The sequence below is a fragment of the Streptomyces sp. NBC_01439 genome (assembly GCF_036227605.1).
Lineage (GTDB): Bacteria > Actinomycetota > Actinomycetes > Streptomycetales > Streptomycetaceae > Streptomyces.
In genome coordinates this window covers 1,456,407-1,477,061 of record NZ_CP109487.1, presented here as the reverse complement: position 1 = coordinate 1,477,061, position 20,655 = coordinate 1,456,407, and the positions used below count along the sequence as shown (strand labels likewise).

The window sequence follows — 20,655 nt, the reverse complement described above, 5'->3', positions numbered from 1 at the left end:
GCCCATGCCCAACGACCAACCAGCACCCGTCTCGGCCTACACCGCCGACCAAGCCGCCTGCGCCGCCGCACTGCTCCGCACCCTGACCACCCGCCTCCACGGCCTGCCCGCCGACCAGGCCGCCGCGCTGGTCCGCCTGCTGCAGGCGCCCGGCGGCCTCGCCACCGACATGCGAAGCCTCCTCGAAGCCGCCCGCCAGTCCGCCCCCGCAGACAAGGACCCCGTCTTGACCGATCCCCGACCGCTCCGCCAGCCGACCGGACGCCCCGTCGTCCTGGTCGTCGCCCCCAACGACGAGCTGTACCGCGGCTACTGCCTCACCTCCGTCGCCGCCGCCTACGACACCGTCGTCATCACCCCCACCCCCCTCACCTGGGAACACCCCCACGTCATCGACCACGAACAGGCCGACCCCTACGACCTCGACTCCCTGATCACGGCCGGACAGGCCCTGGCCGCGCGCCGTCCGGTCGTCGGCGTGCTCACCTGGAACGAGACCCTGCTGGTCAACACCAGCCGCCTCGCCCGCCACCTCGGCCTGCCCGGCGACCGGCCCGGCGTGATGCGGGCCTGCCGCGACAAGGCCACCAGCCGCGCCCTGTTCGACCGCCACCAGGTGCCCTCCGCCACCTCGGTGAAGGCCGTGACCCTTGCGGAAGCCGTAGCGGCGGCCCAGGCCATCGGCTACCCGGTCGTCGTCAAGCCAGCGGGCCAGGCCGGCAGCGTCGGCGTCATCCGCGTCGATACCCCGCAGCAGCTCCCGGACGCCTTCGCCTTCGCCACCACCGGAGCCCAGCTGCACGGCGGGGAGTCCACGGTGGTGCTGGTGGAGGAGTACCTCGACGGCGAGGAGATCTCCGTCGAGTGCGTCACCCACCAGGGCGTGACCACACCGGTCGCCATCACCCGCAAGCAACTGGGCTTCGCCCCGTACTTCGAGGAGACCGGCCACAGCGTGGACGCCGCCGACCCGCTCCTGCCGTACGTCGGCCCCATCGCCCAGGCCGCTGTCGCCGCCCTGGGCGTCACCTCCGGCATCCAGCATGTGGAGATGCGGCTCACGGCGAGCGGACCGCGCATCGTCGAGGTCAACGCCCGCATCGGCGGCGACCTGATCGGCAAGCTCGTCCTGCTCGCCACCGGCATCGACCTGCCGCAGGCCGCCGCCGATCTCGCCCTCGGCCGTCGCCCCGACCTCACCCCGACCCGGTACCAGGCCGCGGCCATCGCCCTGCTCTACCCCGAGACCTCCGGCACCGTCACCGCCCGGGGTATCGACCCTGCCCTCGCCGGAGCCGACTGGCTGCACCAGACCAGCTGGATCCTCGAGCCCGGCGACCGCGTCACCCTGCCGCCCGAAGGCGATGTCGACGTCGCCCGCGTCGGCCTTGTCGTCGTCACCGCCGCCGACGCCGATCAGGCCCGCGAGCGCCTTGACACGGTCACCCGGAACATCACGATCACCGTCGCACCCGCCGCCTGAACCCCGAGACCTGGAGCCCCTTGACCGACACCTCCGACATCGACGGCGACGTGTGGGTAACTCCCCGCTACCTCGCCGGCAGCGCCGCGAACGTCGACCCCGCCTTCAAGCCGCTGTTCGACCTCGGCTTTGACCGCCACAACGACGAGTACGGCAACCTGTACCTCGCCTCCCCGGACCGCAAGGTCCGCCTCGGCTTCCTCCCTGAAGGCGAAGACGACGGCATCTGGCGCATCACCGCCTACCAGGATCCCTTCGCCGCCCCCGCCTGGGGCGTCTGCTTCAACGACACGGCCCCCACCGAACTGGTCACCGCCTTCACCACCGCACTCGCCACTGCCTACACCTCCGGCCAGGGGGCCTACCTCCATAACGGCGCACACCAGAACCGGTTCACGGCGGTTGCCCCGCTCCTGAACCAGGGTTGGGAACTCCCGTACACCGGCTACGGCTCCGCACTGTCCCTACGATCCCCCGACGGCATGGCCGGCCTCGAGTACGCCACCGGCCCACTCGACCCGGCCCAGGAGATCACCACGCTGCAGGCCCGCTGGTACATGGAAGGCGGCCCCAAAGGCCCCCGCTGGTACGCCACCGCCTCCACCGAAACCCCCGTGCCGCTGGTCACCGCGGTCACCACCGCGCTCGCCGACCCCGCCCCGGTCGCCCGCTGGGACAGCTTCCTCAGCCCACTGCTGCGCCCGCACGTCCAGCTCACCCCGGTCGTCCCGCCCCCGCCGCCGGCACCAACCCCGCTGGACGTACACCGCCGCACCGGGACAAGGCCACGGCCGGCCCTCACCACGACCAGCGTCCCCCGCTGGACCACCAGCACCCGCCCCGCCGTACGCCGCTAACCCCGCCCCGGAGCCCATGTGCCACTGCACGCCCAGGAGTTCTTCGCCGAACTCGACCCGCCCTTCGCCACCGGCTTCGTCGTCGGCGACAGCTACTACGCCGCCCTCGCCGCCGACTCCGCGCTGCGGCTGCGCATCGACTTCGCCCCGACGATCCGCCACGGCGAATACGACGGACTGCGCCTCACCGTGATCCACCCCCACCGAGGCGCCCTCCACGTGGAGACCCTCACCTTCGCCGAACACCACACCTTCACCCAACGGGACACCGCACGCGGCAAGTCCCCAGGCCACGACGGGTACGCCCGCATCCGCGACTGGCACCCTTCAGGCCCACCGCCCTGGCAAGGCGCCGACCTCACCGGACTACGGCAGGCCGTGACCGCCTTTACCACCATGTGGACCCACGCCCCAGCCGCACCCCCGAGCGCACACCAGCGCCAGGAGCCGAGTACGACACCGATCTTGGACGCGCCCGGGCTGCATCACCCGGACGGCTTCTGGGCTTCGGACACCGACTTCCTCGACCTGCTCCGCCAGGCGACACTCCTCGTCTTCGACTTCGCCGAGTACGGCACCCTTGACGGCATCCCCGTCTCGCAGAACCTGCGCTACGCCCGCGAAGGCGTCCGCGACACGCTCGGCCTGCCTATTGAGTACGGGGTCCTTGCCGAGGCCGAGGCCGTAGCCCACATCACCCAGACCGCCGGCCGCCCGTACGGACCCGGCACCGCCGAAGCGCTGGCCCGCATCGACGCCCTGAGCCTGGAAGACCAGCATGCCCTGGTCAAGGCAGCAGCCCACCGCTACCGCACTCCCCAGGCACAGCCGGGTCTGACCGCCGCGCCCACCATCAGGCCCGCTGTGCCTGCCCCGGCACTCGGCCAGGTCGCATCTGGCCGTACCCCCTGACGTCTGTCCCGGCCCCGTCAAGGGATTCCGGCAGTGCAACCCCACCACCACATCAGGAGACTGTTCCACCGCATGCGTACCCGCACCAATTCCCGCCGCACCGCACCGGCAGCCGTCGCCGCCGCGGCCACCCTGACCTGGGCGCCGTCCGCCTGGGCCGAAGCCCCCGAACCGCAGCCCGGCCACATCGAGATCACGAAGAAGGACCCCGGCGGCGACCTCCTGGCCGGGGCAGAGTTCTCGCTGCTCGACACGCTCAACGGCACCAAGGCCCTCACCGGTAGGACCGGCAAGGACGGCATCCTGCGCTTCGAGGGCGTCACCCCGGGAGTGTGGCGGCTCAAGGAAACCAACTCCGGCAGCCCGATCCACGACCTCGCCCCGGATCAGGACATCGTCGTCACCCCCGGCCAGAGTGCCAAGCTCACCGTTGTCGACCCGTTCAAGCCCGCCGAAGTCACGGTGACCAAGAAGGACAGGGACACCGGCAAGCCGCTCGCCGGCGCCGTCATCAACATCACCCCCCAGGCCGGCGGCGGCAAGCCGCTCACGCTCACCACTGGCAAGGACGGCACCGCCACCACCAAAATCGATGTCTCCGCCCGCACCGGCACCTCCTACACCGCCACTGAGATCAAGGCCCCGGACGGCTACCAGCTCAACTCCACCCCCGTGAAGATCAGCGCCAAGCCCGGCGAGAAGACCACCGCCACCTTCACCAACACCAAGAAGGACCAGCTCACCAACCCACCCACCACCCCGACACCCACCGCACCGACCACACCGTCGGGCACCCCCACCATGACCAGCACGCCCACCACGTCCACGACTGCGCCGACCTCGGCTGCTCCGCAGCCGACCGAAACCGCGTCGAGCACCGCATCCCCCGCACCGAAGGGTTCCCTCGCCCAGACCGGCGGCGGCTCCACGTCGTGGCTGCTCGCCGGCGCCGGACTACTGATCAGTGCGGGCGGCGGAGCGCTGCTAGCCCTGCGGCGTCGCCGGGAAGCCAGCCAGGACGGCCAGCCGAACGGCTGATCCCGTACGCATGCCCCATAGCTGAACAACACCCAGGCCAGGCCCCAGGAACCGCAGGTTCCTGGGGCCAGTTGCGTTGCCCGCATCCGGCCGGTGGGTGTGGCGTCTTGCCCGAACGCTGCTGTGGAAGCCGGGCTGGACAGCGGGGGATAGACGCGCTCAGGAGTCAAATAGGGGCCGCACCCCGGTCCGCACCCGGTGCAAGATCCCGTCGATCACGTGACGAAGGTCGCGCCACCGCCCGCATCGATCATTGCTGACGGGCAGGAACGGGCCCGACAGATCACCACGTTCACCCCGCCTCATACACGGGACAGCGATCCGATCAGGCGGCAGTCACATGATCGGCCGGACAGGTCCGCGAGGCCGAGCCCGTCCGGCGCTGGCCAACTTCGGCGCCCTACCGGCTGGCCATGGCAGAGGTGATCACCAGTTGCTCGGCCTCAAGGTGGTGGGTGAGGTCGAGACCGCTGTCGATCATGGTGAGGACGGCGTGATGCCAGGCGGCGGGGATGGCGGCGATCTGGTTACCGTCGCGCTTGACCATGATGGTCGCCGGCATCTTGCCCGGGTGGGCCAGGGTGACCGGCCCGTCTCCGGTGCCCGGTCCTACCCGTGCAAGAGGGATGGTCACGGGGCGACCTCGCAGCAGTTCGTTGAGCGGATTGGCTGGCTTGCTCACGTAGTCGAGGAGGTCCTCGACCTCGTACGCGTTGGCCTTGTACGCGTTGACCCATCCGTCGATCTGCTGATCGGCGACCCAGGTTCGGAGCTCACCGGAGCCAATGCCCGCCTCCGCCGCGGCACGGCCGATCTGATGTGCCAGGCGGCGGGAGGTGATGCCGGAGGTCAACAGCGTGATGGCCTGGTCGGTGTCGACACCGTGCCGGATGTGCCAGGCCGTCTGCGCGAAAAGGCGCGGTGTAGTGGGTGTCAGCAGGGGATGGGTGTTGACGAGGTTGATCAGGGCTCCGGCTGTCCAGCTGATCGCGTGCTCGAAGGCCTGCTTGATGCTCTGGACGGTCAGCTCCAGCATCTGGGGGTGGGGCGGCATGCCGTCCGGCATCCAGGTACGGGCCAGTTCCGGGATGGAGGTGCCGGAGATCCAGTCCCGAACCGCGCCGCCAATCGGCACGTCACCGCGGAAGCTGGGAGTCACCTGGGTGGTGAGCTTCCAGCTCCTGTAGGTCTCGGGTGTCTGTAGAAGGTCCGTGAAGGCACCCTGCTCGGTAAGGAAGCCCAAGGTCTGCTCCAGCGGCCACTCGGGCGGCTCGAAGAAGACGCTGATCTCGTCCGGGGCGTCCTCGGGGACCGCGTAGGCGACGAGTTGCTCCGCGAGGCGTCCAGCGACCTTGTCGAGGAAGCGGGCGGATCCGATGCTGGTTCCGGTACTGGCCCACCGGCGGGTCGAAACAGGGTCGGTGGCGTCGTAGACAGCGGAGACCTTTCGCGCGAACGCCATCCAGCGGGCCGGGACCGAAGGGTCGTTGGCCTGCTCCATCGCGAGCAGCGACCGCACCGGGTCCAACCGGCCGCCGGGTGCGTGGAGGATTTCGGCGTGGGTCTGCAGGACGAGCCATACGAACGTGGCGAAGTCGGCCGCGACGGTTCCCACCACACCGAACAGACCGTCGAGCGAGTTGTGCAGCTGCCACTCAGCATGAGCCAGTGACCGCAGGGCGTCTTCGCTGAGCAGTTCGGAGGTGACGGTGAGCCGCTCGCTGTCGGGATTGAGCGTCTCGAACTCCGCGGCCCCGGGCGGGTAGGGGCGCGTGAGGATGACCCACCCCTCGCTCTCACGCCCAGCCCGGCCGGCCCGGCCGATAGCGTTGAGCAGTTTCGCGGGACTGAGTCCGCGCTGGTTCCCGCGTGTGGGATCACCCTCGACTGAGTGATTGATGATGACGGTGCGCACCGGGAGGTTAACGCCGTCGGTGAGGGTGGTGGTGCTCGCGATGGCCAGCAGGTCTCCGTCACGAAGTCCTTGTTCGACGGCATGGAGAACGTCGTCGGGAAGGTCGGCGTGGTGGAAGGCGACGCCGTGGCGGGTGCAGTCGACCAAGGGGTGGTGCTCGCCGAGGGTCTCGGCCAGGAACTCGGTGAGGGCCGCAGCCTCGGGGCGGACGTCCAGGTGATCGGCCATGGCGTGCGCGGCGTTCCTGGCCATGACTTTGCTGGCGACGACCATCAGGACGCTGCCAGCCCGGGTCAGGGCGGCGGCCCCGGCGGCGAATACCTCGTAGTCCGTGATGCCGCCGCTGAGCTTGGTGGCAGCCTTCCACTGCCAGGAATCGGGAGAGGCATACGCTCTGGTGCCGACACCGGGGAAGGTCCGGCCGAAGATGCCACTGGCGGCGGTCGGCCGGACGTCGAGCCGGGGAGCCACCGGCACTGTGGCCCGGGTTGTGGAGGGCTGGTTCTTGCTCGGTTTACGCGGGGTGCGCTCGGCCTGGCCCTTGAGTAGCCGCGGGTACATGAGGCCGTGCAGGCGCCTCGGCCCGCGCCAGTCGTCGGTGAAATACACCTCTTCCGCCGGCCGCTCCGGGTCCAGCCACGACGCCAGCGCACCCCGGTTGCCCACAGCGGCGGACAGCAGCACCAGCCTGACGTCGGAGCGGGTCCGCAGAAGGGCGAGCAGGCTCTCCAGCACGAAACCACGCCGGCCCTGCGCGAGGTGGTGGGCCTCGTCGACGACGACCAGGCTGACCTCGTCCAGCGCTGCGCCCGGGTCGTTGCGGATCATGTGCATGAGCCGCTCCGGGGTCACGATGTCCACGTCCCCGACGAGGGAACCGCCGCCGTCGGCGAGCGGGAAGTCCGGCTGCTCGGCGACCAGCTTGCGCTCCAGCAGCCGCAGCCGGCCCCGCAGCGCGGCCCGCATCTCCCGGCCCAGGCTGCGCATCGGCGACACATAGACCACGCGGCCGGGCCTCTGCGCCAGGTGGGTACAGATCACTAGCTGGGCCATCAGAGTCTTACCCGCGCTGGTGGGCACGCTGATCAGGCTCCGGCCTGTGGCGGGGTCAACCGGGTTGCCCCGCTCCAGGTTCAGCAGCTTGCGCTGAGGGGGCCACAGCGTCATCACCGGCGGATCGGACTGCGCGAAGGTCAGGGCAACCGCGTCCGGAGTTCCCTCCGGGAGCAGCGTGTACAAGCTGCTGGCGGCCATCTCTCCGCTCAGGCCGAGGAGGTGGGCCGCGACCCACCGGGCCGACGGATCACTGCGGCCGGCCCGGCCGTCGAGCACACTGCCCAGCAGCTCCTCTGCGTTCTGCAGGCGGTCCGGACCGCCGAATGAGAGAAACAGGCGCAAGAGGTGGACCGCTTCGACGACAGCTTCGGCAGGTCCGTACATCGTGCCCGCGAGGGGATCGCCGTCCATCAGCTCACGGAGCTCCGCGAACTGCCGACGCCACGCGGACAGGGCCCGGTTCAGATCGGGCCGGTCGAACCCCAGGAACAGGACACCGGCCTCCAGGGACAAAGTGTCGATGTGCGCCGGGAGCGAGGAAGTGAAGTTCACCAGGCTCTTGACCTGGCGGTAGACGGCGGTGGCGTTGGGCTCTTGCTCACACCGGCGGTACCCGGTCTGGGCGGCGAAGGCGATCCTCAGCCGCTCGGTCGGGGAGTGTCGCTCGTCGGCCAAGGCCAGATCCATCACGTGCGCGCTGACCGCGAGGGCCCGCCGGGTCCGCGTCGGGTCGAACCCAGGAGACTCAGGCTCGACCGCGGCCAGTCCGTGCAGGAGCCACGCCGTGGCCAGCACGTCCTCCGGGATCTCCTGGTCACTGCCGAAGGCGGCGATCTCCAGTTGGGTGATGGCTGCCAGCAGGTCCTGTGCCGAGGGCAGGACCCCGCCGGGGCGGTATTCGCCGAGGGCGGTGGCGAGTGCAGCCGGATCTAGAGTGCGGTCCACACGTACTTCCTCACCTCATGGGCGAAGCCCTCGAGATCGTCGATCGCCACCACCAGGCCCTGCAGCGCGCCGGGGTGCTTGTGGGTGGTGAAGTGCTCGTGCGCGAGGTGGAAGGCCTTCGTCGGGATCGCCGTGGTGTTTAGCGCGACGCTGACGCCGCCGCTGGCTGACTCCTCCTCATCGACCCACTGCTCGGCCAGACTGCCCACGAATTGCCGGGTGTCGTCAGCGAGCAATTTGTCGCCCCAGGAGAGCATTCCCAGGTAGGTCGCCCCCTTGGTGCTGAGTTGCGTCCAGCCCTTGCGGATCGCACCATCGGGCCGGTTCGCCACCCCGGTGTACTTCTTCATCTCCCACAGACGGAAGGAGAAGCCCCGGGCCTTTCCGCCATCACGGTAAACGATGAGTCCGTCGCCGCCTCCGTCGTTGACGGCGGCTTTGGGCGGTCCGAGGATCTCCACGGTGCGAGCTGGGTCCTTGGGCAGGTCGCGGGTCAGGAGGTACCAGAGCCACTCGCCCACGTACCCGGCCAGCCCGTGGTTGCCCTCCTTCATCGCGGCTGCCGCTTCGAAGACAGGCTCTGCGAAGGCCTTCACCAGGACGTGGTCCGTCCCGGTGAGCTTCGCCTCATTCAAGGTGGCCTCGCGCCACTTTCCGTACGTCCGTGGGCGCCCGCCGGTGCGTTCCTGCATGATTTCGTCGGCGATGATCCATGCGGCGGCTGCCCGGTCCTCGGGGCTGCCGCTGAGGGTCACGACGAGCTCCCAGCGGCACGTCTGGTCGTCTCCTCGGGGCTCCCGTCGTACCAGGTTTGACACCCGCCCACCGACGTCCGTTGCTCGGGCCAGCGCCTGCGCGGGCGAAACCTCCGCCACCCGAACCCCCTGCTCGTCCCAGATCTCCCACACCGTATTGGTTGGGTGCAGGGGCCGAGGTGGCCCTCGGCAGGATCACCCTATCGAGCGGTCCGCGCCTGTCCTGGAGGAGGCCAAGAACGTGTTTGCAGGCCAGCTAGACGCCTCCCCACAGTCTGTGCGGCGGCGAGCGTCAGTGGTGGAACGCTCACGGCTACCTCACATACCCTTGCTTAGCCACCTCCGCATCGTGAATGAAGGCCCAGGAGGTCGGCAGGTAGGCATCGTCGCGGCCGCGGATGACACGGGCTTCTGGGCGGCGCGCCGGCGGGTTGGCGAGATAGGCGTCGATGTCCGGGACTGCAAAGCCGGCGCCGCGACGGCGCTTGCGCTCATACGGCGCCAGCTCATTCAGGTTGCAGGGGCGGCAGAGGATCCCGCGAACGCAGCAGCGGTTGCTGGAGCCCTTCATGCCGCAGCACTCATGGTTGTGATCGATCTGCCAGGGGCGTGGTTCGACGTGAGGGATACCGCCGTCGCAGGGCTCCTCGTTGTCCCCGCAGAGGGCGCACCGAAAACTCTGCGCGCGCCAGATGGCGTTGTACTTGGGGATGGTGAGCCCGTACTTCTCGATGCCCCGGCGCATCCGGTAGCACCCCGGGCACTCACGGCCCCGTACCAGGCGGGCCGCCCATGCCCCACAGTCGCAGAATTCACCGTCTCCTTCGATCCGCGTCATGATCTGCTCGATTTCTTCGGGGGAAATCATGCCGGGATCCTAGAACCCGCCGCTGACAGCGCCCACCGTCGTCGCGTCGGCTGAGGGCGGGCCAATGGGGGTTCCATGGCCGGTAGGCCGTGGGTCCATCAACCGTGAGATTCGGGCGTCCCGCAGTGGGCCTCGGTGCCCCAGTTCGCCTGGGGCAGACAGGAAAGATCGGCAAAGGACTGGTGGAGCGCGGCAACCGATGTCAACGTGGACACCTTCCCAAGAAACCCCAGGTCAGAGAGGTGTGAGCTCATGGCTGCGGAAGGCTCGAAACACGGGTTCGCGACGACGATCGAGGCGCTGAGGCTCCGCTCCTGGCAGCTCGGCCCCGGCCAGCCGTCCAGTGTGATCGACCAGTTCACCGCCGAGGACTTCAACCTCATCGTGGACGACCGGGCCGATCTCCACATCAGCAGCAAGGACGGCCGCTTCTACCTCGGCTGGTTCCCCGCCGGACGCCCCGGCACCGACGGCGAGGGCTGGAAACTCGCGGTCACTGGCCTCGCCGGCTTCCCTGGATACCACGTGTCGTTCGACGTCGAAACGCCCGCAGAGGTCGTTGCAGCCGCCGTCTCGCACGTCCTGGCCACTTCCTGCCCTGTGACCTTGGGCTGAACAGCGCCCGCGCCGCCTGCAGGGCAGCCTCACTCACGTTCTTGAAGGAGAACCTGTTGGATCGCGAGATCACCGTCGGCGAGTTCATCGACCGTCTGTCCGCCTTCGACCGCAGCGCACCTGTGCGCCTGGCCATCAACCCGCTCTTCCCGCTGGAGCACACCGTCGCCGGCATCACCGCGACCATGGACACGCAGGGGCGGACGGTCGTCTACATCGCAGAACGAGGTGAACAGCTCGGGCCCGTACCGCCGGCGGTCGCCGTGGGCCTGGCCTGGCACGAGCCCACCGAGGCACCCCCGCGGCGCCGCCGCACCGCCACCGGCACTGCAGGCGCAGGCCAGTGACCCGTACCGCACCCGCCTGGAGGCGCTGCTGAACCCGCACCACCCCCGCTACCCGTCCACCCCCAACCCCGCCGGCCCCGCGTACTGGGTCACGCCCCGCCACCTGGCTGGCGACGACGGCATCCTCGCCGACCGGATCACCGGCCTGCTCGCCGAGGCGGGCTGGACCAGCTGGACCACCGCCCGCAGCACCTGGCTGTTCCTCAGCCCCAGCCGACTGTGCGGCGCCGAATGGATCCTCCCCGACAACCTCTTCCGCCTCGGAGACCTCCCCGTTGCCTGGCAAGTCTCCGCCCGCCCAGCCGCAGACAGCGCACTGGCCGAGTGGAACGCCTACTTCACCGCCGGCACCCCCCACGAAGCCGTCGCGGACTTCCTCCTCGCCGTCGAGGCACGCACCGACCCGGCCCTCAACTACGACGGCCCCGACGCCGTCCTCGGCGCGCTGACCGCACTCGGCTGGGCCCGCGACGTCGACCGGCCCGAGACCACCGCCTGGGACCCCGGCCTGTCCGCCGGCTTCACCTGGGGACCCACCCCGGCGGAGATCCAGGACGCCGACCCGCGCCCGGACCTGCTGGGCTGGCAGGCGTGGGCTGAGCCCGCACTCGGAGCCCCATACCAGTGGGCCGCCACCTTCAGCCCCAGCGTCCCGCACGACCTCGTCGCCGCGTTCGCCGCGTCCCTGGCCTCACCCGCCCCGGTCCTGCGCCGCAGCCTCCCCGAGGGCACCGAGGGCCGCCTCATTCTCACCCGGGCTCACTGAACCCGGAGACCAACCCGCCACCTGCACGTCCGTCTTGGAGGATCCCTTGCCTCGCAGCCTGCCCAAACTGACCGCCTACCACCCCGACGGCACCCAATGCCCGACCGTCGGCCCCGACCGGCACCGTCTTTCCCCACGTGGCTATCCCCGCACCGAAGGCTGCACCGGCCGCGCCACCTGGGAAGCAGTGTGCACCTGCGGATGGACCTGCACGGCCAGTCTCAGAGTCGTACCCGACGACGCTCGTAGACGGCACGCGTGCGGATGACGGCACCGGCCCGGTCTGTTGGAGCAAGCGGACCCGGACGGCATGCCGCCCTTTCGATACTCATAACCGCAGGCCCGGACCCCCTCAACGGGGGTTCCGGGCCTGTTGCGTTTGACGACGGGCGGACACCATCCGGGGGGAGTCCGAGGCAGGCGGGCGTGGCATGGCGAGGGGACGCGCCGGCCAGAAATGCGAGGCGATCAGTTCGAGCAGTGCCCTAGCCTGCTCGCCATCCGACCGACTAAGGGGGACCTCGTGTCCAGTTTCCAGCCCGTGCGCCCGGAGATCATCGCCTTCTACGACCAGTCCGACGAAGCCGGACGCCTGCACACCACGGCCACCGGCATGCTCGAACTGGAACGCACCCGGGAGCTGTTACGCCGGCGCCTGCCACACCCACCAGCGAGGATCCTCGACGTCGGCGGCGGGCCCGGCGCCCACGCCCGCTGGCTCACCGAAGACGGCCACACCGTGCACCTCATCGACCCCGTCGCCAAGCACATCGCCCAGGCCGCCGAAATCCCGGGCGTCACCACCGAACTCGGCGATGCCCGGACCCTGACCGCGGCCGACGACTCCTTCGACGTCGTCTTGCTCCTGGGCCCGCTCTACCACCTGCACGAACAGTCCGACCGACTCGCCGCCCTGCGCGAGGCCCGACGCGTCCTGCGTCCCGGCGGCCTCCTCGCCGCAGCCGTGATCAGCCGCTATAGCCCGCTGCTCGACTACATTGCCACGACTGGCATCGCCGAGCGCGCCATCCAGGACGGTGTGCGCACCACCCTCGACGAAGGTCGCTACACCGGTTCCCGCGGATTTACCCACGCCTATTTCCAGACCTCCGCCGAGCTCCGCGAAGAGCTGACGGCGGCAGGGTTCGCCGAGCACGCCGTCTACGGGGTGGAGGGGCCGGGCTGGGTCGCGGTCAAGGCGATCACGAAGTACGCGGGCATCGACCTGATCGGCACCCCCATGTACGAAGCGGCGCTCGCTGCTGCACGGGTCGCCGAGCCATACCCAGCCCTGACGGATTCCTCGGCCCACATGCTGGCTTTCGCCCGAGGCTGATTTCGGCTTCGTCCGGGCATCCACGCCGACCACGTCGCCCTGGGGGAGGGTCGCGGCCCGTCGGCGTCTCCCGGCCAGCGTCCTGCCGTGCCGCGTTGCCCGGTGCACCAAGCACCAGCGTCGCGGCGCGGCAGGTGTAGGCGTTCGGTTGCCTTGCCTAGCCTAGCTAGTCATCGGGGCGGCGCAGTGCGCGGATGGCATCGTCGAGGCTGAGGTGGCGCTCGTTCAGCCGCTGGACGTGCCAGCGTCCGTCGAGGTCGATCTGGGCATGGAGTGTGCCCAGGTATCGAGCGTTCTCGTAGGCGGCCCAGGAGGGGCGGTCTGTGTCGATGGGGCGTACGAGTTGAACGGGGACGCCGTCGACCAAGTGCTCGAGCCAGTGGTTCCACTTCGCGAGGTCTTCCGGGTCCACGGCGAGCCGTACCGCCTCTTTCGCATCATGTGTCGATGCGGGAGGTGTCGCCCAGCTGTGCGGGGCACAGCTGGGCTTCGCCCTGCCTCGTGGCTTAGGTCTCGGCCTCATCGCCGGTGTCGGGGTTGTCGACTGTCCGGCGGTACTCGGGGTGGTTCTTGTCCATCTGGATGCCGAGATGGATCGGTGCGGGGTATTGGGTGCGGTGTTCCCAGTGAAGGGCGTGGTCACATAGACGGGCAGCGGTGAGGCCGTAGGTGAGCAAGGCCTGGTCGGCTGGATGGTGAAGCACGGTGATCTCCGCTGCCGTGTGGCTGTACCAGGTTTCGGCTTGTTCCTTGGGGTCGCTGCTGCCCCACCGGGTGTAGGACTCGCCTGCTCGGGCGTAGCGTGCGCCCCCTGTGAACTGGTGGGGAAGGTTGCACAGGATGAATGTCTGTTCTGCGTCTTCCATCTGGAACAGGCCGGTGGCGAGCTTGCCTTCCTCGGTGCAGGTTTCGTCGTGCTCCGGGTCGTGGCGGAGGCGTTCGATGAGGGCTGGCCTCGCCACGTTGTCGCTTCCAGAGGTGACCCGGATGACTGCTCGGGGGCGTTGGTCGGGTGCGAGTGTGAAACCGGGCAGCGCCGGCCGCCCATTGATGAGGCCGGCGGCGTCGGGCCTTTCGCCCAGGTTTTTGTTGGCGAGGAGGGGCCAGATGCTGCGGGCTTCGGCTCCGGAGACATACAGGATGTATCCCTGTGATCGGCCGGCGTGCCTGCCCAGGTCGTAGAGTGCGTGGTCGATGTGCCGGGGCAGGAGGTCATCGCGGCGTCTGCCTTCCGGCAGTGGCCTGGCCCGGAACTGGTGGTTGGCGGTGGCGTAGTCGAGCCAGGTGCCAGGGCCGGCGTGCTCGGCGGGAAGGTAGGCGAGGGTTCGCCAGTAAGGGCCGTGGGGAACGAGGGCGACGAGGGTCCACATCAGTTTCGGTTCGTCGGTGCCTACGTGCCGTTCACCGCGCTGCTGGCGCAGGTGGAGCCCGACGTGGACGAGCGGCTCCTTGAGGCCGTTGGGGCCGGAGGCGAGTGCTTTGGTCAGTCGCGGGTGTACGAGGCCTGCCACGCGGGACAGGTCTGCTACGGCCATGTGGCCTCGGTGGTGGCCTTGAAGTTCCAGGCCCAGGAGTTCGAGGTCGGTGGTGAGTTCGCGGTCCTTTTTACGGGGGTTCCGTCGTCCGGGCTTGTACAGGGTGAGGAACTGTGCCAGGACTCGATGTCGGGCGAGCTCGCCGTTGACTCGGTGCTTTGCGTCGAGAGTGTCGGGGTTGACGACGGTGGAGTCGGTCTTCTTCGAGGCGCGTCGTTGGCGGGCCCAGGTTTTGGGGTCGTACTCGGTTTCGCACAGGGCGAGGAGGCGGGTGTGCTCGGGGGCGTCGAGGCCGTTGAGTTGTCTGACGAGTGCGGGGCGCTGGTCGTGGTGCTCGCCGTGGGCCAGCAGTTTCGGTGCTGACTGGAAGAGGACCTCGACGTGTTCGTTGAGGGGCACGACCTTGTGCTCGCCGATGCCGCTGGCGGCGAGGTCGGGGCGGTTGAAGTGGTAGGCCAGCAGGGACTGCATGCGGGTGCGCATGTCCTGGCTCTTGTAGAGGGCGAGGATGCGCAGTTTCCGGCATCCGGACGCGGCGATGATGTGCGGCAGGTTCTCGTCGTCCCACAGGATCGCGTCGCGGCCTTCGATGGTGGTGCGCCGGTTGCCGAAGGGACGTCGGCCCGCGACCTGTGCGCACTTGACCAATGGCTGGTCGAGGGCGGTACTGACGTGGCGGGCGAGTTCCCGTTGGCCGTACATGCCCAGGCCCCTGCCGACCGGGTAGCTCGTGGCGAAGGGTACGAGGGCGCGCAGCTTTCCGGGAGGGCCGCTCAGGTCGAGGGCGGCGGGGGCGAGGAACTCATTGTCCTCGTCACGCGGGAAGACGGATTCTCCGTGCAGGCGGGTCCAGGCGTCCAGCGCCAGACGGGTGGTGTGGTTGAGGTGGGTGTACTCGCCGTATCCGCCGAGCTCGAGGTTGAGGAGGGGGCCTTGGGCATTGCGGGGCTCGAACCAGGCTGTCCGTGCGTTGCGCAGCGTGTTGCTCAGCCGGGAGACTGAAGGTTGCACGACGGCCACCGGGTGTGTCAGGCCAGGGTGGGAGTTGATGCTGACGTCGAGCCGGAGGGTGGCGTATCGGGTGACCTTCTTCCAGGCGTCGTCTTCCTGGTCGGGCTTGGGGGTGTCTTCGAGGGTTTCACCACGGGCGGCGAGCCAGGTGTTGCTCCATAGGAGGGTGGGATCCCACACCTGGAGGCAGTTGTCGAGATCCCGGCGGAAAGCGACGGTCTTGCCGTCGATCTTCCATGTGTGGGCGGCCAGCTTGTCTGCAAGGATCCAGCCAGCGGCCCTCCAGACCCACCCCGGCGCGTCGACGCAGGCTGTGGTGCGGGTGAATTGGTCCCAGAGCTTGACCTCTTCGGGCGCGGTGCCGGCGATGAGGTCGGCGATCTGGCTCGGGTGCTGGAAGGTGAAGCTGTCGGCGGGGGTCTGCAGCAGCGCCTGCTCCCAGAGGGTGATAGCGGCATGCAGGTCGTCGCGGTCGATGGGCCGTGCCGTGGCGAGGAATTTCGGCGGGTTGGCCTTGGACGTGGGGTCGAGCACGGCGCTGGTGTAGCCGATGGCGCGTAGGACCGTCAGCAGGCCGCTGTAGGGGAGGTTGGCTTTCGAGCCGGTGATGCCGCGGTATTCCTCACGCAGCTTTCTCCAGGCGGTGTCGATCTTTGCCTCGGGCAGGCGGTACAGCAATACCGAGCCCAGAAGTTCTTCGTCGGTGTGGCAGGCCAGCAGGGACAGCTGGGTCTGGTCCGTACTCATCTCATCAGACGCCTTCGTGATCAAGGTCTTCGCTGCGGGGCAGGGGGACGTGGGAGAGCGGGGGGATGTCGGGTGCGTGGGCGAAGTCGAGCCACGCGGTCAAGGTGGAGCCGTAGACGCGGCGCAGGCTTGCCTGTTCGTCCTCGGTGAGTCCGGCGTAGTAGGAGCGGACCAGGGAGGGGAAGTCGGAGCCCAGGCGGGTGTCGAGGAGAGAGTTGTCGACGAGATAGAGCTGGACGGGGGTGCCTCCGCGGCGGGCACGGCCAGCGAGCTGGATGAGGTCGACCAGGATTCCTGCCAGGATCTCGGTTTTCAGGTAGCGGGGGAGTCTGCTGAAGCGCGGGTCGCTGCTCAGCAGGGTGTGGAGGTGCCTTCGGGCGGCTCGCCTTTGGATGGCGAGCATGCGGGCGGGGTCGGGGCCCGGGCAGGCTGCAGCGATGGCGGTCGCGTTGATGCTGGCGTACATCGCCGCGGGTGAGTGCAGGTCGGCGACGGGGCGTAGGCCGACCCACACGGAGGCCAATGCGGAGCGTTCGGTGCCGGGGACGAGGATGTTCAGTCCGCGGGCAACCAGGGACAGGGGGGCGCAGATGACCTTGACCTGGGGGTGGGTGCGGGGCAGGTCCTCAAGCTGGTCGATGGTGATGGTCACTACGCCTGGGGGCAGGTGAATGCCCGGCGGGATTCCGGACTTGGGGATGACCACGGCGATCCAGGAGGCCTGCAATGCAGCTGAGGCGATGCCGATCGCGAGGAGGGCGGCCTGTTTGTAGGAGTTGGAGACCACCATGGCTCTGGCCCGGTCGTGGTCGTCGATCTCCAGCTGTCTCAGGTGTTCGGAGAGCCGGGTCTGCCAGAGTCTCTTCCCGAGTTCCTGGATCCTTTCCGGTTTGTAGGCTTCGTCGATGCCTCCGACCGTGATGGGGTTCCATTCGGTGTCCGAGTCGGAGACGGTGCCGGCCAGGGCGGTGACCGCGCCGGGGGTGGCGTCAGTCATGACGTAGGCGGGTTCGGTGTGCAGGTGCTCGCAGGCTGCTCGGGGGAAGAAGGCGGTGGCGGACAGGGCAAGAACGCTGCGCTCAAAGCCGCCGGTGGCGAGGGCGATGGTGCCGCCGAGCTGGACGGTCCCGGTGTGGGGGTCGCCGCCGAGGGACTGAACGAAGAGCTCTCCGCCGCCCCGGTTGTTCTTGTTGACCTTGAATCCGAACAGCTGGTAGCCCAAGGGGCCGTAGGGCAGGGCGCCGCCTTGCGTGAAGGAGCCGAGTGCTCGGGCCAGTTCACGGCCGGCTGTCAGCTGGGAGCCGAGTCCGGCGATGACGGACTTCAGGTAGGTCAGGCTCTGGTGGAGGCAGCCCAGCCATGCGCGGACGAGCAGTGCGTTGCTGACGTCACGGTGGCGCCGTCTGGGGATCCTGAGGTGTTTGAGGGCTCGCGCGATTTCTGTTTTGAGGAGGGGCAGCTCGTCTTCGTCGGTGTCACGGCTGACGGCACGGGCGAGGATGCCAGACAGTTCCTTGAAGCGTGGGTCGGGAGCGGTGTTGTTATCGGCATCAGGGAAGATCGCCCGGAACGCTTTGTGGGTGTCCCGATCGAGGCGGGCGTGTTCGTCGAGGCCGAGGAGGTCCTTGATCAGGATGCGGTCCCAGATGCCTGGTACGTGCCATCCAGATCCGGGACGTTCGTCCTCCTGGGTGTCCTGTTCGAGCCAGAGCTCGCCGTCCAGCACGTAGTTGAGAAACTGCTCGCCCAGTCCTCTGGCCTTGAACAGGGCGTTGATCACCCGGCGGTCTGCCGCTGCTGCCAGGCTCTGGCGCTGGTGGTCCACCTGCACCAGCAGCGAGGTCTTGTTGATGCCCCGCGTGGCCAGGGAGAAGTCGTGGGCGCCTGTGGAGCACCAGCTGTTCTGCAGGTTGTCGACTTCGTCGACGATCATCTGGCGGCAGTGGCGTTGGACGAACTCCATCGCGGTGATCTGCCGAAGGACGTTCCGGCCGGTGTCGACCGGTACTTGGATGAGGCCGCGCAGCAGGTTGTGGTGGTTGGTGACGATGATGTCCGCCTGCGCCGCTTCACGGAACAGGGCGTACTTCCCGCATACCGCCATCCGGGGGCAGGCGTGCGGGCCCGTCGATTCCGCGTCTGCGGTGTCGGCCGCGGGATCGGTGACCTGGGTCAGAGCACGACAGGGCTCGCGGCCGCGGGTCACCTTGGGGCCATCGGTTACCCATGCGGACAGGTCGCATCCGTAGGCGAGCTTGTCGTGTCGGTCCTCGTGTCCTTGTTCGGCAGCGCGCTGGGCTTGCTCCGCGATGCGGGTTTCGGTGACCAGCGGCACGCAGCGCAGCTTGTGGCGGGCGGTGGCCTGGGCCAGCTGAGCGGCGACCTGGAAGACGAGTGCGTCGTCCGCCTCGATCCTCTCGGCGTTGGTCAGGCCGTCATGGATCGTGCTGACGACCACGGCGACGGGGCCTTGGCCCCGTGCCGCCAGCAGCGGTGCGAGGTTGTTCATCAGGACGCTTTTGCCCACGCCCGTTGGCGCGTTGGCGACTGTGACCTTCCCGGCCGGCAGGTTCAGACGGGTGACAGGGGCACCAGAGGCGTCCTGGAGCCGGTCGATGAAGGAGGTGAGAAGGCCCGGCTTCCAGCCGTGGCGTTCGGGCCCGGCCTTGGCCTGGCGCCGGGCCAGGCGCAGGATCTTCTTGCGGGTCACCGTCGTCAGCGCTGCGTACGGGGCGGTCGTCAGCCGCACAGGCCGTACATGAGCGCCTTCCTCAGTGTCGGGGATGGTCACCACGGAGGGCTCAGGTCCACCGAATTGCCATTTCCCGGGGCCGGCTACGGGCAGCGGCCTGCAAGTGCTGTAGTAGTACTGCTCGGCCTCACGCACGAGTTCCCGTGCCAGTTCCAGCGGCCTTTGCGCATGGGCGGCCAGCAGGTAGGTGGCCTCGCGGGGCGGCACGTCGTCGGGAAGCCGGTAGAGGCCTCCCGAGACCGCACATGCCCGCGCGATCCCCTCGAACATGCTGCGTCCTGCCAGATCGTCGGGGCGCACCCGCCAGTAGCGGCCGGCCAGCTCTCTGACGTGCCTGGGGACCTTCGGCCAGCGCTCCCACAGGTCCGCGCGAGCGGCCGCGAACACGTACGCCATGTCCAGCGGCACGACCATGCGGCCGTCTGCATCACGGAAGCCGAAGTACTCCTGCGCCAGCGCCAGCGGCACCGTGACGGACAGCTTCCGCAGCTCCCACTCTTCCGGCGTCACCTCAGCGCTCCGCACGCGGTCTTGACGCACTCGACGAGACGGCTGACGGTGGTCACCTTCACACCCCGGTGGGCTACCTGGTCGCCGAGGAAATGCCGCTCGCTGTCCTGGTGGTCAGGCAGAACGATCGTCAGCCCGCGCCGCAGTCCCGGACGGTCATGCAGAGCCTTCCCGAGCGCGACAACCGACTCCCACGCCTTGGCGTCCACACGCCAGTGCCGCGTGCGCCTGCCCGGCACCGTGACGGTGATGTGCAGGTCATACTCGTCCGGCCGCTGCTCCCCCGGCCACATCTCCACGTCGACGAACGGCAGGCCAGCAAGTTTGTCGTGCAGCTGGAGTTCCAGAAGGACGGGAAGGGTGCCGTAGCGCCACACGGGCCGGCTGACCGCCAGATGGTCGGAGCTGGCTGGCAGGGGAGTGACGGGTACCGCTGCCTTCCCAGTTCCGGTCAGCTCGCCCGGGCCTGACCCCTTCCCAAGCCTGTACCGGTAGTGCACGCCTCGGGGCGCGTGGGCCTCACACCGCACATCGAACAATGCCCCGGAGCGCACAGCCCGCATGGGCCAACGGCAGATCGGGCACGGATACCACCACCCATCGACCTGGCACCACGGCCAGTCGGCCACCGATTCGAAGAAGTCGAATCGCATCCACAGCCGGTCCCACTGCCGGCTCAGTTCTCGTACCGGACCCGCGGCATGCCGTCCCAGCAGGAAACGGGCACGGCGGTAGTCCTCTGGGGTCAGGCGCCTCATGAGGTCGAACAGGCGTTGCTCTTCCTGCTCGGCGCGTACCCGGGCCCAGGGCCAGTACTGATCTAGCGCAGTCTGCGGGACCAGGTGCTCGCTGCACAGGTCCTGGACCGCGTCCCGGACGAGTCCCCCTACGTCGAACAGCTTCATGCTGTCGAAGCGGTCGGACCTGCTCGGAGCGGGGGGAAGCAGTGGCCCCAGCGTGCCACGCAGACCCTGACGGAACTCCTTCATCCCGAGCTCCGCGGCCCGCTCCGGGGGATGAGCAGCTCGAAGAACCGCTAGGCAGTCCATCAGTACCCGGCTCCGGCGAGCGGGCGCAAGGGCCGGATCGCACTCCGCGACAGCCGCCATGCAGCACGCCATCAAGGCTTGGTCACGCCGCCCTTCGTCAACGGCAGCATCTTTGACAACCACACCAGAACACATAGCAAGCAAAACGCCAAGAATGC

15 protein-coding genes are annotated in these 20,655 nt (G+C 68.8%); 8 read left to right on the top strand and 7 right to left on the bottom strand.

Going from position 1 to position 20,655, the window contains the following annotated elements; translation table 11 throughout:
- Window positions 1-4 precede the first annotated feature (4 nt).
- The 4 genes from OG207_RS06785 (at window position 5) to OG207_RS06770 (ending at window position 4,290) form a co-directional block, all read left to right on the top strand.
- Window positions 5-1,483, top strand: coding sequence for an ATP-grasp domain-containing protein (locus OG207_RS06785; RefSeq protein WP_329096796.1), 1,479 nt, complete (start codon window positions 5-7; stop codon window positions 1,481-1,483).
- 20 nt (window positions 1,484-1,503) lie between these two features.
- Window positions 1,504-2,340, top strand: coding sequence for a DUF317 domain-containing protein (locus OG207_RS06780; protein ID WP_285530057.1), 837 nt, complete (start codon window positions 1,504-1,506; stop codon window positions 2,338-2,340).
- 18 nt (window positions 2,341-2,358) lie between these two features.
- The gene (locus OG207_RS06775; RefSeq protein WP_329096790.1) at window positions 2,359-3,252 is read left to right on the top strand and encodes a hypothetical protein; all 894 of its coding nucleotides are present in this window, start codon (window positions 2,359-2,361) and stop codon (window positions 3,250-3,252) included.
- Between the two features lie 72 nt (window positions 3,253-3,324).
- Complete coding sequence (locus tag OG207_RS06770) at window positions 3,325-4,290, top strand: MSCRAMM family protein (RefSeq protein ID WP_329096788.1); 966 nt, start codon at window positions 3,325-3,327, stop codon at window positions 4,288-4,290.
- Between the two features lie 400 nt (window positions 4,291-4,690).
- Here OG207_RS06770 and OG207_RS06765 read toward each other — a convergent pair whose 3' ends face one another.
- The 3 genes from OG207_RS06765 to OG207_RS06755 form a co-directional block, all read right to left on the bottom strand.
- Window positions 4,691-8,206 (bottom strand): DEAD/DEAH box helicase, encoded by a 3,516-nt coding sequence (locus OG207_RS06765; protein WP_329096786.1) that lies wholly within the window; start codon window positions 8,204-8,206, stop codon window positions 4,691-4,693.
- Window positions 8,191-8,961, bottom strand: coding sequence for a hypothetical protein (locus tag OG207_RS06760; RefSeq protein ID WP_285528388.1), 771 nt, complete (start codon window positions 8,959-8,961; stop codon window positions 8,191-8,193). Before OG207_RS06760 ends, OG207_RS06765 begins: the two co-directional genes overlap by 16 nt.
- Before the next feature lie 313 nt (window positions 8,962-9,274).
- Entirely contained in the window at window positions 9,275-9,829 is a 555-nt protein-coding gene (locus tag OG207_RS06755; protein ID WP_285528389.1) for an endonuclease domain-containing protein, read from the bottom strand.
- A gap of 252 nt (window positions 9,830-10,081) precedes the next feature.
- Between OG207_RS06755 and OG207_RS06750 the strand changes: the two genes are divergently transcribed.
- From OG207_RS06750 to OG207_RS06735, 4 genes are all read left to right on the top strand, one after another.
- Window positions 10,082-10,444: a DUF317 domain-containing protein gene (locus OG207_RS06750; protein WP_285528390.1), complete on the top strand. Its 363-nt coding sequence runs from the start codon at window positions 10,082-10,084 to the stop codon at window positions 10,442-10,444.
- A gap of 56 nt (window positions 10,445-10,500) precedes the next feature.
- Window positions 10,501-10,791, top strand: a complete 291-nt coding sequence (locus OG207_RS06745) for a hypothetical protein (RefSeq protein WP_432715517.1) — start codon at window positions 10,501-10,503, stop codon at window positions 10,789-10,791.
- A gap of 16 nt (window positions 10,792-10,807) precedes the next feature.
- Window positions 10,808-11,557 (top strand): DUF317 domain-containing protein, encoded by a 750-nt coding sequence (locus tag OG207_RS06740; protein ID WP_285528471.1) that lies wholly within the window; start codon window positions 10,808-10,810, stop codon window positions 11,555-11,557.
- Window positions 11,558-12,080: 523 nt separating this feature from the next.
- A complete protein-coding gene (locus OG207_RS06735) occupies window positions 12,081-12,893 on the top strand; it encodes a class I SAM-dependent methyltransferase (RefSeq protein WP_285528391.1) in 813 nt (270 codons plus the stop codon).
- Window positions 12,894-13,059: 166 nt separating this feature from the next.
- Here OG207_RS06735 and OG207_RS06730 read toward each other — a convergent pair whose 3' ends face one another.
- From OG207_RS06730 to OG207_RS06715, 4 genes are all read right to left on the bottom strand, one after another.
- Window positions 13,060-13,305, bottom strand: a complete 246-nt coding sequence (locus OG207_RS06730) for a hypothetical protein (RefSeq protein WP_329096780.1) — start codon at window positions 13,303-13,305, stop codon at window positions 13,060-13,062.
- Window positions 13,306-13,399: 94 nt separating this feature from the next.
- The gene (locus OG207_RS06725) at window positions 13,400-16,186 is read right to left on the bottom strand and encodes an RNaseH domain-containing protein (RefSeq protein WP_329096778.1); all 2,787 of its coding nucleotides are present in this window, start codon (window positions 16,184-16,186) and stop codon (window positions 13,400-13,402) included.
- Between the two features lie 4 nt (window positions 16,187-16,190).
- The gene (locus OG207_RS06720; protein ID WP_329096776.1) at window positions 16,191-19,448 is read right to left on the bottom strand and encodes a hypothetical protein; all 3,258 of its coding nucleotides are present in this window, start codon (window positions 19,446-19,448) and stop codon (window positions 16,191-16,193) included.
- A complete protein-coding gene (locus OG207_RS06715; protein ID WP_329096773.1) occupies window positions 19,445-20,437 on the bottom strand; it encodes a restriction endonuclease-related protein in 993 nt (330 codons plus the stop codon). Before OG207_RS06715 ends, OG207_RS06720 begins: the two co-directional genes overlap by 4 nt.
- Between the last annotated feature and the right edge of the window lie 218 nt (window positions 20,438-20,655).

What these genes read in the sequence shown, in the direction of transcription:
- OG207_RS06785 (WP_329096796.1), top strand. Translation starts at nt 5, where the DNA reads ATGCCCAACGACCAACCAGCACCCGTCTCGGCCTACACCGCCGACCAA.
- OG207_RS06770 (WP_329096788.1), top strand. Translation starts at nt 3,325, where the DNA reads ATGCGTACCCGCACCAATTCCCGCCGCACCGCACCGGCAGCCGTCGCC.
- OG207_RS06755 (WP_285528389.1), bottom strand. Translation starts at nt 9,829, where the DNA reads ATGATTTCCCCCGAAGAAATCGAGCAGATCATGACGCGGATCGAAGGA.
- OG207_RS06750 (WP_285528390.1), top strand. Translation starts at nt 10,082, where the DNA reads ATGGCTGCGGAAGGCTCGAAACACGGGTTCGCGACGACGATCGAGGCG.
- OG207_RS06725 (WP_329096778.1), bottom strand. Translation starts at nt 16,186, where the DNA reads ATGAGTACGGACCAGACCCAGCTGTCCCTGCTGGCCTGCCACACCGAC.
- OG207_RS06715 (WP_329096773.1), bottom strand. Translation starts at nt 20,437, where the DNA reads ATGAAGGAGTTCCGTCAGGGTCTGCGTGGCACGCTGGGGCCACTGCTT.